Origin of the sequence: Campylobacter concisus ATCC 51562, assembly GCF_000466745.1 — a bacterium.
GTDB lineage: Bacteria > Campylobacterota > Campylobacteria > Campylobacterales > Campylobacteraceae > Campylobacter_A > Campylobacter_A concisus_B.
Genome location: NZ_ANNI01000008.1, coordinates 17,660 through 33,418, shown reverse-complemented (window position 1 = coordinate 33,418; position 15,759 = coordinate 17,660). Strand labels below are relative to the sequence as shown.

Below are 15,759 nucleotides of genomic sequence, written 5' to 3'. Positions count from 1 at the left end.
TTCCTTATTTAAATAATTTTGAATGATGTTTTTTCATATATTCAACTATCTCTATGACCTCGTCGCTACCGCTAGCGTCAGAATTTTCTAACGCATCATCGATGCACTCAACATAAAGATTTGCCGCCTCTTCAAGTTTATCTTTTTTTACTCCAGCATAGTAGAACATCGCCTCAAGCACCATACTAAGCTCATAGCTAAGTTCTTCTACGCTTACCTCTTCTTCTTTCATATTTCCTCCTGTGTTTTTTTAGTTATTAGATCAACTATCTGTGCCTTGATCGGCTCGTAGCTAAAGCCATCTTTAAAATTTGCAAATAATCCGCCACTTGCGTTCACGTGTCCGCCGCCACCAACTAGATGCTTTGCCATGGCGCTAACGTCTAGCTTGCCATTTGCGCGAAAGCTTAGCGTTTTTTTATTTGTCACGTCGATAAAGAAGTCAAATTCAGGATTTGCCACTAAAAAGTCGTTGCCGATGACCGAAACATTGCCGATATTGTAGGTTAAAATTCCTTTATGATCTTTATAAGTGATGCTAAATTTCTCTTTATTTTCACTAAGTTTTTTTACGACGTAGTTTGAGATTAGATTACTTAGCGTATCGTCTTTATCCTCTTTGAAAAATGACTTCTTAATAGCATGCACCTGCATATCAAGGCCGATATAGTCGTTTTTCTCGTTAAAAAATTTGCTTGCTTCTTTTAAGAGATGATCCATATAGAGGTTATTTTCAGCTTCAAACATCACTTTATTTATCTCTTTAGCATTTGCAACAAGTCCCAAGCAAACTTTGCCCATTTCGAAATTTTTATCATCTTTTAGCCAGATATCCACGGCATTTACGACGTCACTAAAAATTTCAAGCTCTTTGTTTTGACCAAAAATGCCCGCAAAAAAGTCGTAAGTGATCTTTGTAGCGCACCTTGAACTATCCAAAAAATACCAAGGGTAGCTACTCGCGCACTCGGCACCGCTTTGGTGATGATCTAGTAAAAATAGCTTTATATTTTTACCCTCTATCATCTCCTCAAAGCTCTCACACTGAGCTAGAGTTAAATTTAGATCAGTGATCAAAATGATGTTTTTATCGTCATTTGAGGCATCTATCTCAGTTAAAATTTGAGCAAATTTATCATCTATCTCTCTGCCGTAGTTTGAGTTTAAAAATTTCACATCTTTGAAGTAAAAATTTGTTATGTATTGTGCGCCGTATCCGTCAAGATCGGTGTGTGAGAGGTGATAAATTTTCATCGTTTTCCTTTATAAATTTTCTATTTCTATGACGCCAACCGTTTCAAATGGCGTATTTGCCGAGATCTCAGCAAAGCTTAGCACCACGATGTCGATGGCAAAATTTGCGCAGATATTTGCTATAAATTTTCTTAGACTTGGCTCCACACAAAGCACCATTTCGCCATGCTGACTCATCGGACGTTTCTCTTTTTCATGCCTTAGAGCCTGAACGATCGATGAAGTTTGAGCCACATTTATCATAAGATGATACGCACCGTCTTTATACTGCACCGCGTCCATAAGCTTTTGCTGTGCGGCACTATCTAAAATGTAAAAATTTAGCTGACCTTTCTCATCGACATAAAGCGAAGTGATGACACGTGAGAGTGCTGCACGTACGTGCTCGATGATCATGTCTAGGTTTTTGCTAACCTCGGCGATGTCGCTAATTGATTCAAGTATGCTAAGCAAATCTTTGATCGGGATATTGTCTTTAAGCAGCGCTTTTAAAACCTTTTGGATCAAATTTATAGGTGCGATCCTTAGCGTATCCTCGACTACAACTGGGTAGTCGATCTTTAGCTTGTCTAATAAATTTTGCGTCTCTTGGCGAGTTAGAAGCTCGGCTGCGTTTTGCTTGATAAGCTCACTCATATGCGTTGAGATGACGCTTGCAGGATCAACTATCGTGTAGCCACTAAGTATGGCATCCTCTTTGACGCTAGCATCGATCCAGAGCGCATCTAGTCCAAAAGCTGGCTCTTTTGTCGGAATCCCCTCGATATCTTCGCTAACTAGTCCACTATCCATCGCTAGAAATTTATCAGCATAAATTTCACCCTGACCGATCACGATACCTTTTAGCTTAAAGCGGTACTCGTTTGGCGGTAGTTGAAGGTTGTCGCGGATCCTTATCTTTGGCATCAAAAAGCCAAGACTTGAAGCGATATTTCGCCTCATAGCACGAATCCTCTCAATGAGATCCACATCAGCTAGCTTTAGCAGACCATATCCTAGGTCGAGTTCTAAAATTTCAAGCTTTAAGATATCGTTTATCTTTGTCTCTTCTTCTCTTGCGATCTCTTCGTCGCTCTTCTTTGGCACCTTAGTAGTGGCACCACTAACAGCTGCCCCTGCTCCACCTTGCGTAGCGGCTCCAGCTTTTTTAGAAGCTGTTTTGTCTTTTGATGCAAGGCTTAAATTTAGCCCGCCATCTTTTGTCTGCTTGATGATGTAGCCAAGTCCCAAAAATAGCACTGCTATAAAGCCAAGAGAAAGAGTCGGAAGCCCTGGAACAAGGGCAAACATAAATAGTATGAAGCCCACTATCAGTAAGGTTTTATAATCCCCTAATAGCTGATTTAACGTGCCTTCTGCAAAGTCCTCATCGTCCTTGCTAGCCCTTGTGATGATGATAGCAGTCGCTGTTGATGTGATAAGCCCTGGGATCTGGCTCACAAGTCCATCGCCGATGGTTAGAATCGTATAATACTGAGCCGATGTCGCCATATCAAGGCCGTGCTGAAACGAGCCGATAGCAAAGCCACCGATGATATTAATGATAGTGATGATGATGCCAGCGACGGCATCACCTTTTATAAATTTAGACGAACCATCCATCGCGCCATAGAAATTTGCCTCACCGATGATGGCTTGGCGTCTTTCGCGCGCTGTTTTTTCATCAATCAAACCTGCGTTTAAGTCCGCATCTATCGCCATTTGCTTACCTGGCATCGCATCAAGTGTAAAACGTGCTTGCACCTCGCTCACACGTGTTGAGCCCTTTGTTACGACCATGAAATTTATGAGAACCAAGATACAAAAGACGATGGTGCCGATAACGAAGTTGCCGCCAACTACGAAATTTCCAAAGCTTGATATGATCTCGCTGACCGCTTCTGGGCCGTTGTGACCTTCGCTTAAGATCATACGCGTGGTTGCGATATTTAGCGAGAGGCGAAAAAGCGTAACGATAAGGATCAGTGTCGGAAACGTACTAAGATCGGTTGGTTTTGGCACATAAATCGAAATTAAGATTATAAGCACAGAAATCGAAATAGAAAGTGCTAGGAAAAAGTCAAGCACCGCGCTTGGAAGCGGTACGATGATGATAGCAAGGATGGCAACAATGATACCAACGATGCTAAGACTTTTAAACTTAACAATTGGCGCAAGAAACGGCGCAACAAGAGTTAAGATATTATTTTTTTGCTTTGCCAAGTCTACTTCTTAACGATGTCACTTAGCTTGATCGCATCAAGCATCTCGTCGATCTTGCTTTGAAGGCCGCTAAACATCGACCAAATTTGACAGCTTGAGGCTTTATTTGACGGGCAGCCATCCGCAGAAGATGAGCACTCAAAGACGTTAAGTTCACGTTTTTCAGCGCACTCTATTATCTTTTTTATGCTTAAATTTTCAGGTTTGTTATTTAGCGCGAAACCGCCATTTGCCCCTTTAAACGACTTTAAAATTCCATCTTTTGCAAGATTTTGTAAAATTTTGGCTAAAAAGCTTTTTGAAATTTTAAGTTCATTTGAGATCGTATCAACATCAACTGGAGATGATTTTTGAGATATTAAAATAAGTGAAAGTAGAGCGTATTCGCTTGCCTTTGTAAAAAGCATTTATCTTCCTTAAGTCTTTAAATAGCCCTAATTTTATTAAATTTTTACTGCATTTTTCATTAATTTTTAAAAAGCGTAGTTTTATCTAACTTTATGTTTTAAATGCTATAATCGCTCTTCCAAAATTCACCAATCAGGAGGTCATTATGGCTTTGGATTCGGCTAAAAAAGCTCAAATAGTTGCGAAATTCGCTAGAAAAGAGGGAGATACAGGCTCTCCAGAAGTTCAAATAGCTCTTTTAACAGCTAGAATAACTGAACTTACAGAACACCTTAAAATTTTCAAAAAAGACTTTTCATCACGTTTAGGTCTTTTAAAACTAGTTGGTCAAAGAAAAAGACTTTTAAAGTATCTTAAAAATAAAGACTACACTACATATTCAAAACTAATCTCTGAGCTTGGCTTAAGAGATAAATAATCTATCGGAGAGCGATCTGCTCTCCTTATTAAATTTCCTTTATTCATATTTTTATTCAAAAATTTACAGTCTATTTTAAAATTTTCCATCTTTAGTATTAATTTATCTACTCACAATATGAATAACCTTTTTAAATAAAGTAAAATTAGAATTAATTTCTTCATTTTATATAAAAAGCTAAATCTCTATATCTTTATTTCTTTTATAATAAATTTATTAATTTTAAATAAATTTTAAAATCCCTAAATAATTGGCTTTAGTAGAATTAAATTAATTTTAACTTAAATTAAAAATTTATTTTTATAGATAAAGAATTTTTATTAAAGATTAAGAATCCGGCTAGTAATATTATCCATATAAAAATATGCATTACTGTATAGTAAAGGAGAAAATGATGAAAGAAGGCAAAGTCATCTGTCCTTATTGCGGGACAGGCTGTCAAGTAACCTTGCATGTGGAAAATAATGTCGTTCGTGCCGCCACTGGCGTTGAAGACAATCCAGTCAATCAAGGGAATTTATGTTTAAAAGGCTTTTATGGCTGGGATTACGTTGCAAGTCCAGATAGACTCACAAAACCACTTATCAGAAAGAAAAATGGCGTATTTTCAAAGGATGGTGATTTTGAAGAAGCCAGCTGGGACGAGGCACTTGATCTTGTCGTAGAAAAAATGAAAGAAACCAAAGCAAAATATGGCCCAGACGCATTAGCTGGAAATTTCTCAGCACGTTGTACACTTGAGGACAACTACGTTGCTCAAAAATTAATGCGTGCAGTAATTGGTACAAATAACGTTGACCACTGCGCTAGAATTTGACACGCTCCGACAGTAGCAGGACTTGCTAAAACAATCGGAAACGGAGCTGCCACAAATAGCTTTACAGAGATTGGCACTTATAGTAATTGTATATTAATGATAGGCTCAAACCCAGAAAATGGTCACCCAATCGCAGCTATGCACATCCAAAGAGCACTAAACCGTGGTGCGAAACTGATCGTCATCGACCCTATTAAGACTGAGTTTGCAAGCAGGGCTGACATTCACTTACAACTAGAGCCAGAGCACAATATCCCAGTTATCAACGCACTTCTTTACACCATCATCGAAGAAGGCCTTGTAAATGAAGAATTTGTAAGAGATCACACAATAGGCATTGAGTATGTCAAAGAAGCTGTAAAAGACTATGCTCCAGAGGTCGTGGCTAAATACACAAGGCTAAATCCAGAGGATATCAGAGCAGCTGCTAGGATGTACGCTACCACAAAGCCAGCTGTTATCACTCACGGTATGGGTGTAACTCACTTTAACCACGGCGTTGGCGGAGTTTGCGATGTATCAAATTTATTCTTGATCACCGGCAACATCTGCGAGCTTGGCACAGGCGACTTACCACTAAGAGGCCAAGAGAATGTTCAAGGCTGCTGCGATATGGGTGTTTTGCCAAATATCTTCCCAAATCTTGGCTCAGTCACTGATCCAGAGCAAAGAGCTTGGTTTGAAAAAATGTGGCACCTAGAACCTGGATTTTTGAGCTCAAAAATAGGCGTTCACAAAACCGAAGTACCTGATGCGATACTTGATGGCAAAGTTCATTTCTTTTGGACTATCGGCGAAAATCCAGTCATCTCTGAGCCAAATACCAACCACTTTTTAAAAGGTATCGCTAATGTTGATTTCTACGTCGTACAAGATCTATTTTTAACCGAGACTTCACTAAAAGCTGACGTCATACTTCCAGGTGTTGCAAGTAGCGAGAAAGAAGGACTTTATACAAACGCAGAGCGCCGCGTACAGCACAACGAAGCAGTCATCACACCTCCAGGAGATGCTAGACAAGACTGGTGGATCGTTTGCGAGATCGCACGCCGTTTAGGAGCAACTGAGGGCTTTAACTTCAACTCACCAGAAGAAATTTGGGAAGAAGTTAGAAAATGCGACCCAAGACGATATGGTGGCATGAGTTATTACCGTATCAAAAAGTATCACGGACTTCACTGGCCATGTCCAAACGAAGATGATATGGGCGGTCAGAGCTTGTATCTTGATAAGAAATTTTTCACACCTGATGGCAAGGGTCGTTTTGTGCCATGCCTCTTTGTGGATAAGGCCGATAAGATCGAGAGCGCAAAACTTGAGTTTGCCAAGAAAATGAACATGTCGCCTGAGTATCCTATCATGGCTGGCTCAGTCGATGAAAAGACTGACGATGAGTATCCGATACAGCTTCTAACCACTAGAAAAGTCTATCAATACACCGTTGGCACTATGACAAGACGCTCACGAGCGATCGAAGAGGGTGGAGATAGCATCGGACCTATCGCCGAAATGAATCCAGCACTTGCAGCAAGATATGGCTTAAAACAAGGCGACTTCATCAAAGCATGGAGTAGATACGGCTATATCGTCGTAAAAGCTGAAGTAACAGACATCGTGCCTGATGGCATCATTCAGATGACTTTCCACTACTGGGAGAGCTCTTGCAATGAGTTAACAAGCAGTGGCTGGGACTACATCAGTAAGACTCCGACATTTAAAGCAGCTATTCAGATCAAAAAGATCGATGAAGAAGAATTTTTACGAGTTCGCGAGCTAAAACGCATAAAATTCCAAACTTCAAAAATCATCTACGATGACTTCCACCACCACGGAAACGCAGCGATAAATGAGTAAATTTAGCGGGTAACTCCCGCTAAATTTCTTTACTACCAAATTTCATAATCCAAAAATTTTGACATTGCGAAGCCAAAAAATCTAAATTTTAACTTCACTATTTGTGGTTAAATTTTATATTTAAATACAAAAGCAGATATTTTTAAATTTATTTAAACGCCAAAAAACTCATAAAATTTCCCCATTTAAATGTGCTCTCGACTCGCTTAAAGCCAGCATTTAGGGTTAAATTTCTATTTTCTTCTTCGGTATATGGCACCAGCACATTTTCAAGCGCCTCTCTTTTTTGGGCGATCTCATAGCGTGAGTAGCCTTGCGCTTGCTTATAGTCCTCGTAAATTTCTATAACACTTTTAGTAAGTTTTTTATCTTCAAAGATGATCTTTTCACTAAATAAAAAGACTCCATTTTCATTTAGTCCGTTATAAATTTTTTGCACTAGGTCAGCCCTTTTTGGCGGTCTGATAAACTGCAAGGTGTAGTTTGCCAATACTGCATCAAAGCCTGTTAGCTCACACTCTGTGATGTCAGCTAGGATGAAATTTATACTAGCACCATATGCCTTTGCCTTGTTTTTAGCGTTTGCTAGCATCGCCTCAGAGTTATCCACGCCACTTAGCACGAGGTCGTTTCTAAGGTTATTTAGTAAAAGCAAGCTATTTGCCGTCGAGCAGCCAAGGTCGCATACACTTGCATCTTTTGGCAAAATTTTAGCTAGCAGCTTTGCGTTTAGATTTGAGCTCACGTCGTAAAATGGCACCGAGCGTGAGATCATATCATCAAAAACGCTCGCCACAAAGTCGTCAAACTCAAACTGCTTGCTTATAGGCTCTTTAAAAATTTCATCTCTCATATGCCAGCTCCGTATCCATCAAAATATCTCATTGTCTCGTTGCCAAAAAGATCGCACACTCCAACACAAGCTCTAGCTCCGTTTATATCGCATTTAATCTGTTCTTTTAGCTCTTCAAGTGTGTTAAATTTTTTATTATCTCGCAAGCGTTTTATAAAACAAACCGCGACATGCTTCGCTACTTTTGGCGTGACCTCGTCTAATATGTGTGTCTCGACGCTAAAATTTCCATCTGTACTAAGCCTATTGCCTATAAATGTGACCGAGCCGTAGGTATATGAGCCTATCCTAGTTCTTGTGGCATACACGCCGTCTTTAGGCAACAGATAGTTTTTTACATCCAAATTTAGCGTTGCAACTAGCTCCTTTGCACCGATGCCCTGCCCTTTTATCACGTTGCCCTCGATTGAGTACTCCCTGCCTATTAGCCTGTTTGCCTCATGGATATTTCCTTGGCGTATCAGCTCCCTAATGGCCGAGCTATGCACGCCCATGCCGTCATAACAAACCTCATCAACGACCACTACCTCGCCATCAAAAATTCTTTTCAGATCGTGCTTGTCCCACGCTCTATTTCTACCAAATCTAAAATCAAATCCAACAACAATCTTTTTTAAATTTTTAAAATCATGTTTTAAAAGTGCGATAAATTCCTCGCCGCTAAGCCCTTTAATAGTGTCAAAATCATACAAAAAGCAAGGATAGTTTGAGTACTCCGCTCGCTTTAGCTTTGGCGTGATGTTGGCTTTATTTTTATCGATCACGACAAGTCCGCCAAACTCGCCAAGCTGCTTTAAAAGCTGTTTATGCCCTCTATGCACGCCGTCAAAGTGCCCGATCGCAACGGCAGTGATGTTATCTTTTGTTAAAAGCGTAGAAAAATTCGGCATTTCCCTCTTTCCCTTTTACTTCGCACTCTTTGCAAGCTATCATTTTAAATCCTAAGCCATTAGCCATCACTTCAAATCTCTTCATCGCTAAATTTATAGCTTTCATATCAGTGACGACGCCTTTTTTATTTCGTTTTACGCCAACACCCACTTCAAATTGTGGCTTAAAAAGCGTGATAATGAGCGAATTTTCACTTGCTAGCTCACAAATGGCAGGCAAAATTTCAGCCAAAGAGATAAAGCTAACATCGCAGGTTATTAGATCAAATTTATCTTGTCCTTGCTTGGCAAACTCTCTTATATCGGTCTTTTCATAAATTTTTACTCGCTCATCGCTTCTTAAGCTAGCGTCTAACTGATCATTGCCCACATCCACACCAGTCACGCTTTTTACGCCACGCTCAAGCAAAATTTGCATAAAGCCACCAGTCGAGCTGCCGATATCAAGCGCGTTTTTGCCAGCTAGATCAAATTTCATCGATTCCAAAAAGCTCTTTAGCTTAAGTGCCCCTCGCCCAACATAAATTTCATCAAGCAGCGAAATTTTAGCTTCGCTAACCTCGCTTGAAACCTTAGTGCAAATTTCGCCATTTGTTAGCACCTTGCCAGATTTAATGAGCTCACTCGCCTTGTTTCTGCTTATGTTTAAAACGCTTGCGACGTAGTTATCAAACCTCAAGTTTTAGCCTCTCATATTCGCTCTCATCGATCACTCGCACGCCTAGCTCATTTGCTTTATCAAGCTTACTGCCAGCCTCCTCGCCAGCTAAGACAAAGTCCGTTTTTTTAGAAACTGAGTTTGAAACCTTTGCGCCAAAACTCTCAAGCTCGGCCTTTATCTCATCTCTTGGGCGACTTAGCGTGCCAGTTATCACGACCGTTTTGCCACTTAGCGCGTTTGAGACGCTTTGCACCTGCGCCACGCTTGGCTGCACGATCTGGCTAAGAGCTAAAATTTCTGCTCTATTTACCTCGGCAAAATCAATTAGACTATTTGCCATCTCCACGCCAAAGCCCTCAAGCGAGGTTAGCTCTTCAAAGCTAGCGTCAAGCCAGCCCAGCCCAAAGCTACTTGCTAGCTTTTTAGCCGCTACTTCGCCGATGTGCTCGCAGCCAAGCCCCGTGATAAAGCGCGATAGCTCTGCACCTTTGCTAGCTTCAATAGCATTTAAAAGGTTATTTACCTTTTTCTCTTTAAAGCCCTCAAGCACCATGAGATCATCAAATTTAAGGCCGTAAATGTCTTTTATGCAGGCAATTAACCCCTTGTCAAATAGCAAATTTACGATCGCATCACCAAGGCCGTCTATATTTAGGCATTTTTTCGATGCGTAGTGAATTATTGAGCCAACCACTCTTGCCCTACAGCTTAAATTTTGGCACTTCAAAAACGCTCCCTCATCAAGCAAGTGCGAGCCGCAAACTGGGCAAAATTTAGGCCTCTCTATCGCCTGCTCGCTGCCATCTCGCCTATCTTTATAAACTTTTGTTATCTTTGGAATGACGTCTCCTGAGCGGATGATGCCGATATAGTCGTTTTTCATAACGCCAAGGCGCTCTATTTCATCAAAGTTATGAAGCGTGGCTGATTTTACGTTGGCGCCGTCTATGTTTACCTCATCAAGTACGCCAACAGGCGTTACTACACCGCTTCTGCCAACTTGAAGTGCGACATCTTTTAGTCTAGTCACCTTTTCAATGGCTGGAAATTTAAACGCCACCATAAATTTTGGAAATTTGACCGTATAGCCCAGCTCTTCGCAGCGTGTAAGGTCGTTTACGCGTATCACCATGCCATCCATCATTACGCTTTTTGAGTCACGATTTGCTAAAAGCTCGTTGTATGCAGCCTCAAGCTCATCTTTTGTTAAAATTTTAAAAAAATCATCTCTTTCAAAGCCAAGATCACGCACAAATTTCATCACCTCGCTGTGATCTTTTAGCCCAAGAGTATGCTCGCCCACGCCCCAAGGTATAAAAAGTAGCTTTCTTTTAGCAGTCACCGCACTATCAAGCTGTCTTAGGCTTCCAGCAGCTGCATTTCTAGGGTTTGAAAGTGGCGCCTCGCCCTCTTTTGCACGCTCTGCGTTTAGTAGCTCAAAGTCATCTTTTCTTATGACGACCTCGCCCCTGATTTCAATTAGCCCTTTGTAATCAATGCTCTTTAAAACAGAATTTATCGTCTTTGCATTTTGCGTCACGTCTTCGCCTGTAATGCCATCACCCCTAGTAATCGCCCTAACCAAAACGCCGTTTTCATAAAGCAAATTTAAGCTCGCTCCGTCAAATTTTGGCTCAGCAACAAAGGTTAAGTTCTCTTTATCACCACGCTTTAGCCACGCATCAAGCTCGGCTAGATCAAAAATATCTTCCATACTCCACATGCGTTTGATGTGATTAGCCTTGCTAAAGCCCTCTTTTACGGTGCCGCCCACGCGTTTTGTAGGTGAAAAGATAGAAATTTCGCTTGGATTTGTCTGCTCATAATCAAGCACAGCGTGATATAGCGCGTCATACTCCTCGTCACTTGCAAGTGGCTCATCCTCGTCGTAGTAGGCCTTTGCCCACGCATTTAGCGTCTCTACCGCTTTTTCATACTCTTGTTTTGTCATTTTTGCTCCAAATTTACACCGCATTTTATCTTAAACATACTTTATAAATGATCTAAATTTAGCTCTTTAGCGTCAAGTAAATGGACATTTTTATAGACCTTTACTATCTCGTCTCTAGCCCTCATCAGCGCAAAGCCAAGTAAATTTTGCCCTCGCCACTTCGTAGGATTTTGCGCATTTTCATCGCTTGTGGCCAAACCTATGCCCCAAATTTTATCAACAGGACTTGCCTCGACTAAAATTTTACTCCCAGTTTGGAGCAAAAAGTCTCGAAAAGGTGCATTTTGGCTAAATTTTAGGTAGGTAGCATTTAGCACGACGCCAAATTTGATCTCATCCCAGACCTTAGCGTCAAAGCCATGCACCTGCCTGCCAAGCGCCTTCATCTGCGCTGGATCTTTGGCAGATAAATTTTCTCCAAAGCCTCTTTATCACCAAAGTACTCAGCCTTTTTAGCCAAACGCCCTACCAAAGCGTGGCTTGCTTCATCGCCTCATGCATATCAAAAAGCTGCTTGTGCTCTGCCACATCGTGTGTTCTAATGATCTGTGCGCCGTTTTCGAAGGCCTTTAGATGCAGATAAAGCGAGCCTGGTAAGCGGTCTTTGACCTCGCTTGGGTGGTAGTGATTTATGACTGATTTGCGGCTTGCACCTACCAGTAGTGGGCAATCAAATTTCAAAAAATGCTCCAAATGCTTAATAAGCAATAAATTTTGTTCAGCCGTCTTGCCAAAGCCAATACCCACATCAAGCACTAGCTTTTTGGCGCCAAGCTCCTTTGCTAGGGCTATCTTTTGCTCAAAAAAGTCTGCTATCTCGCCGATTAAGTCATTATATTTTGGCGCAACCTGCATGGTGGCTGGATCGCCTTGCATATGCATCATGCAAAACTCAGCGTCATATCGCGCCGCAAGCGTGGCAAGTGAGGCGTTTGCCGTGATGTCATTTATCATCTTAAAGCCGTGATTTAGCGCAAATTCTAAACAATACTCATCAAAGCTATCAAGGCTAAATTTCGCCTTTTCGTGTAAATTTAGCCTATAAATTTCTTCAATGATATCTTTTATGCGCCTAAACTCCTCCTCACGTCCGCAATACTCGCTCCCTGGCCTTGAGCTAACGCCGCCAAGGTCGATATAGTCTGCACCTGCTTCGATCATGGCTTCTATTTTTGAGATGCCATTTTGCGTATTTATGCGGCTTTGTTCGTTAAAGCTATCTGTGTTTATATTTGCAACGCCCATTATAAGAGGCTTTACGGGCTTTATAAATTTTGTCTCTAAAAAGGCTGCTAAATTTTTAAGTCCAAAGTCTTGCAACTTCTCTTTTTTAGCTAGCTGTCTAAGCTGTGCATTTGTCGCCATTAGTAAGGCTTTGTTTAGGCTCTGTTTGCCCAAAATCGTATCTTTATGCGTCACAAGCTCGGCTCCAACGCTAAGTGCATCTTGCTTTAGGATATTTGCCGCTGGGGTTTTTATCTCATCTATAAATATAAAATTTATCTCGCTCTTTTCACGCATGAGCTTCGCACCAGCAGGACTTGGCGAAATGGCTTTGCAAATTTCATCAAAGTCACTTTTGTTATTTATCTTATAAAATTTCAACGTCGTCCTTTTTGAAATATAGTAAGCAGTAGTGGCGTTAGCACGGCGTGAGACTTGGCATTTAGATCAGCAAGCCTAATAAGCGAGAAAAAATAATCCATCTCATCGCCGCTAAATTTATACCCGCTGTCGACCGCCTTTGTCACGATAACGCCAACAAGCTCTTTTAGCTCGTTTTTGCCAAATTTCTGAGCTTGCTCGTCTGCGATCTTTTGATCGATAAAGCTTGTTAGCTCTTTTAGGCTAAGCGATTTTAAGTTTAGATCAAGAGTTATTTTTGGCTTTTTGGTGAGATTATTTTCTATGAGCATTCTTGATCTAATCGTTGGTAGAAGTAAATTTTTACTCTGCGTTGCTATTATAAATTTGATATTTCTTGGAGGCTCTTCGATGATCTTTAAAAGTGCATTTTGAGCCTCTGTCCTAAAAGAATTAGCATATATTACTAAAATTTTTTCATCTTTTTCAGCAATGTATGCTTCTGCGATGACCTCCTTTGCATTTTCTAGCAAAAAATCATCACTTATATAAAATCTTAAATTATTTATACCAAACTCATCTTCAAGTTTGGCTTTTAAATTTTCAAAATCGCTTGTAACGACGATTTTATTAAGCATTTAGAGTATCACCTTTGCAAAGAGCGCCGCATCGATACTTTTATCAAAAATTTTGCAAAGACTTATTAGTTTAATATCTAAATTTTCATCGCTCGAGCTAAGAGTAAAGCTGTTTTGCGCCTGCTCGTCAAATAGCCACATATAACTATCCTCATCACTTTTGGCTAAATTCGCATATCTATCAAGGCTCTTTCCGATATAAAAAAACAAGTACCCGTTTGGGAAAGCAAGACTTAGCATATCTTTTAGAAGCTGCTTTTGCTCATTTGTCTCTATCTCATCAAGTGATGGATAAAGCGATCTTAGGCTAAAAAATGGCAAAAACGGTCTGATACTTTTTGAATGGTTCATCTTTTTTAAAAGATAAATTTCAAACCATCTTCGCTCTTCATCACTTATAGTTATAAAAGCCCTTCCTTCAAGTAAAAATTTAAGCCTAGATGCGAGCAAAGGCGTCCATTCAACACGCCTTTCCTCCATCCAGCTCATCAAAGGGCCTTCGTCCCTAATAGCCTTTAACGTCCACTGAATAAAATCTTGCATTATTTATCTAGCTTATAAGCATCGTGAAGTACGCGAACCGCTAGCTCGCCATATTTTTGATCAACAATCATTGAAATTTTTATCTCGCTTGTTGAGATCATTTGGATATTTATACCCTCTTTTGCAAGCGTTTCAAATGCTAAACATGCTACACCGCTATGGCTCTTCATGCCAACTCCAATCACTGAAACTTTCACGATAGCGTCATCAAATTCTATATGTTTTGCAGCTGAGAGCTTTTGCATAGTCTCTTTTGCTAGCTCAAGCTCATTTTGTGGCACTGTAAAGCCTAAATTTGTAGTTCCGTCATGTCCTACGTTTTGGATTATCATATCTACGTTTATATTTTCATGAGCTAAAGCTGTAAAAATTTCTGCTGCAATGCCAGGCTTATCAACTACGCCCCTTAGTGTTACTCTTGCTTGATTTTTATCTAGTGCTATTCCGCTTACTAAAACTGCTTCCATATTGTCATCTTCCTTTGCTATTAATGTACCTTCGTTGTGATTAAAACTACTTCTTGTAATGAGTTTTACATTTAGTTTTTTTGCTAGCTCGACTGAGCGATTTTGTAGTACCTTTGCGCCAGCAGAAGCGAGCTCAAGCATCTCATCATAGCTTATTTTCTCAAGTTTTTTTGCCTTTTTTTCTATCCTTGGATCAGTCGTATAAACGCCATCAACATCGGTAAAAATTTCGCATAGATCAGCATCAAGCGCACCTGCTAATGCAACTGCACTAAGGTCACTACCGCCTCTACCAAGGGTTGTGATATTACCTTTTTCATCTATACCTTGAAAGCCAGCTACAACTACGATTTTGCCAGCTTTTAGCTCGGCTTTTAGCCTAGCAGTCTCTATCCTTTCGATCCTTGCTTTTGTATGAATATCATCAGTAATTATGCCTGCCATCGCACCTGTCATACCCACACACGCATAGCCTTTTGCATTAAGTGCGATCGTTAAAAGTGCGGTCGTTACTTGCTCTCCAGAGCTTAAAAGCATATCAGTGGCGACGCCATCTGGATGTTTTGAAAAATACTCACTATATTCAACCAATTGATTTGTAACTCCGCTCATCGCAGAAACTACCACAACTACGTCTGCACCGCTATTTTTTGTCTCAATGACTCTATTTGCCACAGCTTCGATGCGTTCAAGTGTTCCTACGCTAGTTCCGCCAAATTTTTGAACGATCAACATCAAAAATATCCTTTCTCTTTAAAATAACTCAAAACCTTTTCATAAATAGGCTTTTTAAAGTGATTTATTCCCTCTAAGCTTCTACCAAAATCTACAAATTTATACTCGCTAAACTCTGGATGCTCTGTCTTTAAATTTATGCTGGCTCCATTTTTAAGTCTAACCAAAAAATATTTTTGCGTCTGTCCATCAAATGGATAAAATTTCTTTGCCGCGTTTGCTGGAAAGTCGTAGCTTAGCCACTGCGGATACTCATCTAAGATATCGATTTTATCAGTTCCGATCTCTTCTTTAAGCTCCCTTTTTAAGGCCTGCTTTGGACTCTCACCTTCATCTATTCCACCTTGAGGAAACTGCCAAATATCGTCCATATCCACCCTTTTTGCGACTAAAATTTCACATTTAAATGGATACAAGCTAGACAAAATAACAGCTGCCACATTTGGTCTGTATTTTTTTTGCATGATTTTTCCAAAAATTTTAT

General features: G+C 40.3%; 16 protein-coding genes. 2 read left to right on the top strand and 14 right to left on the bottom strand.

Features of this window, described 5'->3' with window-relative positions; all coding sequences use genetic code 11:
• Positions 1-4 precede the first annotated feature (4 nt).
• Genes ATCC51562_RS06650 through ATCC51562_RS06635 form a run of 4 tightly spaced genes read right to left on the bottom strand, consistent with a single transcriptional unit; the run spans position 5 to position 3,863 of the window.
• Positions 5-232 (bottom strand): hypothetical protein, encoded by a 228-nt coding sequence (locus tag ATCC51562_RS06650; RefSeq protein WP_021089755.1) that lies wholly within the window; start codon positions 230-232, stop codon positions 5-7.
• Entirely contained in the window at positions 229-1,254 is a 1,026-nt protein-coding gene (locus ATCC51562_RS06645) for a DHH family phosphoesterase (RefSeq protein ID WP_021091508.1), read from the bottom strand. Before ATCC51562_RS06645 ends, ATCC51562_RS06650 begins: the two co-directional genes overlap by 4 nt.
• Before the next feature lie 9 nt (positions 1,255-1,263).
• Positions 1,264-3,456 (bottom strand): flagellar biosynthesis protein FlhA, encoded by a 2,193-nt coding sequence (gene flhA, locus ATCC51562_RS06640; protein ID WP_021091485.1) that lies wholly within the window; start codon positions 3,454-3,456, stop codon positions 1,264-1,266.
• Positions 3,457-3,458: 2 nt separating this feature from the next.
• Positions 3,459-3,863 carry an RrF2 family transcriptional regulator gene (locus ATCC51562_RS06635; RefSeq protein WP_021091430.1) on the bottom strand — a complete coding sequence of 135 codons (405 nt, stop codon included), beginning with the start codon at positions 3,861-3,863 and terminating at the stop codon, positions 3,459-3,461.
• Positions 3,864-4,009: 146 nt separating this feature from the next.
• Between ATCC51562_RS06635 and rpsO the strand changes: the two genes are divergently transcribed.
• Positions 4,010-4,282, top strand: a complete 273-nt coding sequence (rpsO, locus tag ATCC51562_RS06630) for a 30S ribosomal protein S15 (RefSeq protein WP_004317763.1) — start codon at positions 4,010-4,012, stop codon at positions 4,280-4,282.
• A 391-nt stretch (positions 4,283-4,673) separates the two neighbouring features.
• Positions 4,674-6,953 (top strand): molybdopterin oxidoreductase family protein, encoded by a 2,280-nt coding sequence (locus ATCC51562_RS06620; protein WP_307781428.1) that lies wholly within the window; start codon positions 4,674-4,676, stop codon positions 6,951-6,953.
• 148 nt (positions 6,954-7,101) lie between these two features.
• Here ATCC51562_RS06620 and cmoA read toward each other — a convergent pair whose 3' ends face one another.
• From cmoA to ATCC51562_RS06570, 10 genes are all read right to left on the bottom strand, one after another.
• Positions 7,102-7,806: a carboxy-S-adenosyl-L-methionine synthase CmoA gene (cmoA, locus tag ATCC51562_RS06615; protein WP_021091423.1), complete on the bottom strand. Its 705-nt coding sequence runs from the start codon at positions 7,804-7,806 to the stop codon at positions 7,102-7,104.
• Positions 7,803-8,696, bottom strand: coding sequence for a bifunctional riboflavin kinase/FAD synthetase (locus ATCC51562_RS06610; RefSeq protein ID WP_021091507.1), 894 nt, complete (start codon positions 8,694-8,696; stop codon positions 7,803-7,805). Before ATCC51562_RS06610 ends, cmoA begins: the two co-directional genes overlap by 4 nt.
• Complete coding sequence (locus tag ATCC51562_RS06605) at positions 8,662-9,375, bottom strand: TlyA family RNA methyltransferase (RefSeq protein ID WP_021091474.1); 714 nt, start codon at positions 9,373-9,375, stop codon at positions 8,662-8,664. The genes ATCC51562_RS06610 and ATCC51562_RS06605 overlap by 35 nt, the downstream gene beginning before the upstream one ends.
• A complete protein-coding gene (ligA, locus tag ATCC51562_RS06600; protein WP_021091431.1) occupies positions 9,365-11,308 on the bottom strand; it encodes an NAD-dependent DNA ligase LigA in 1,944 nt (647 codons plus the stop codon). Before ligA ends, ATCC51562_RS06605 begins: the two co-directional genes overlap by 11 nt.
• 41 nt (positions 11,309-11,349) lie before the next feature.
• Positions 11,350-11,694, bottom strand: a complete 345-nt coding sequence (locus ATCC51562_RS06595; RefSeq protein WP_021091469.1) for an NADAR family protein — start codon at positions 11,692-11,694, stop codon at positions 11,350-11,352.
• Positions 11,695-11,773: 79 nt separating this feature from the next.
• Positions 11,774-12,913, bottom strand: a complete 1,140-nt coding sequence (folP, locus tag ATCC51562_RS06590; RefSeq protein ID WP_021091489.1) for a dihydropteroate synthase — start codon at positions 12,911-12,913, stop codon at positions 11,774-11,776.
• Positions 12,910-13,530 (bottom strand): DNA polymerase III subunit delta', encoded by a 621-nt coding sequence (locus ATCC51562_RS06585; RefSeq protein WP_021091499.1) that lies wholly within the window; start codon positions 13,528-13,530, stop codon positions 12,910-12,912. Before ATCC51562_RS06585 ends, folP begins: the two co-directional genes overlap by 4 nt.
• A complete protein-coding gene (locus ATCC51562_RS06580; protein ID WP_021091525.1) occupies positions 13,531-14,073 on the bottom strand; it encodes a HobA family DNA replication regulator in 543 nt (180 codons plus the stop codon).
• Positions 14,073-15,275 carry an aspartate kinase gene (locus tag ATCC51562_RS06575; RefSeq protein WP_021091541.1) on the bottom strand — a complete coding sequence of 401 codons (1,203 nt, stop codon included), beginning with the start codon at positions 15,273-15,275 and terminating at the stop codon, positions 14,073-14,075. Before ATCC51562_RS06575 ends, ATCC51562_RS06580 begins: the two co-directional genes overlap by 1 nt.
• Entirely contained in the window at positions 15,275-15,739 is a 465-nt protein-coding gene (locus tag ATCC51562_RS06570; RefSeq protein ID WP_021091471.1) for an RNA pyrophosphohydrolase, read from the bottom strand. Before ATCC51562_RS06570 ends, ATCC51562_RS06575 begins: the two co-directional genes overlap by 1 nt.
• Between the last annotated feature and the right edge of the window lie 20 nt (positions 15,740-15,759).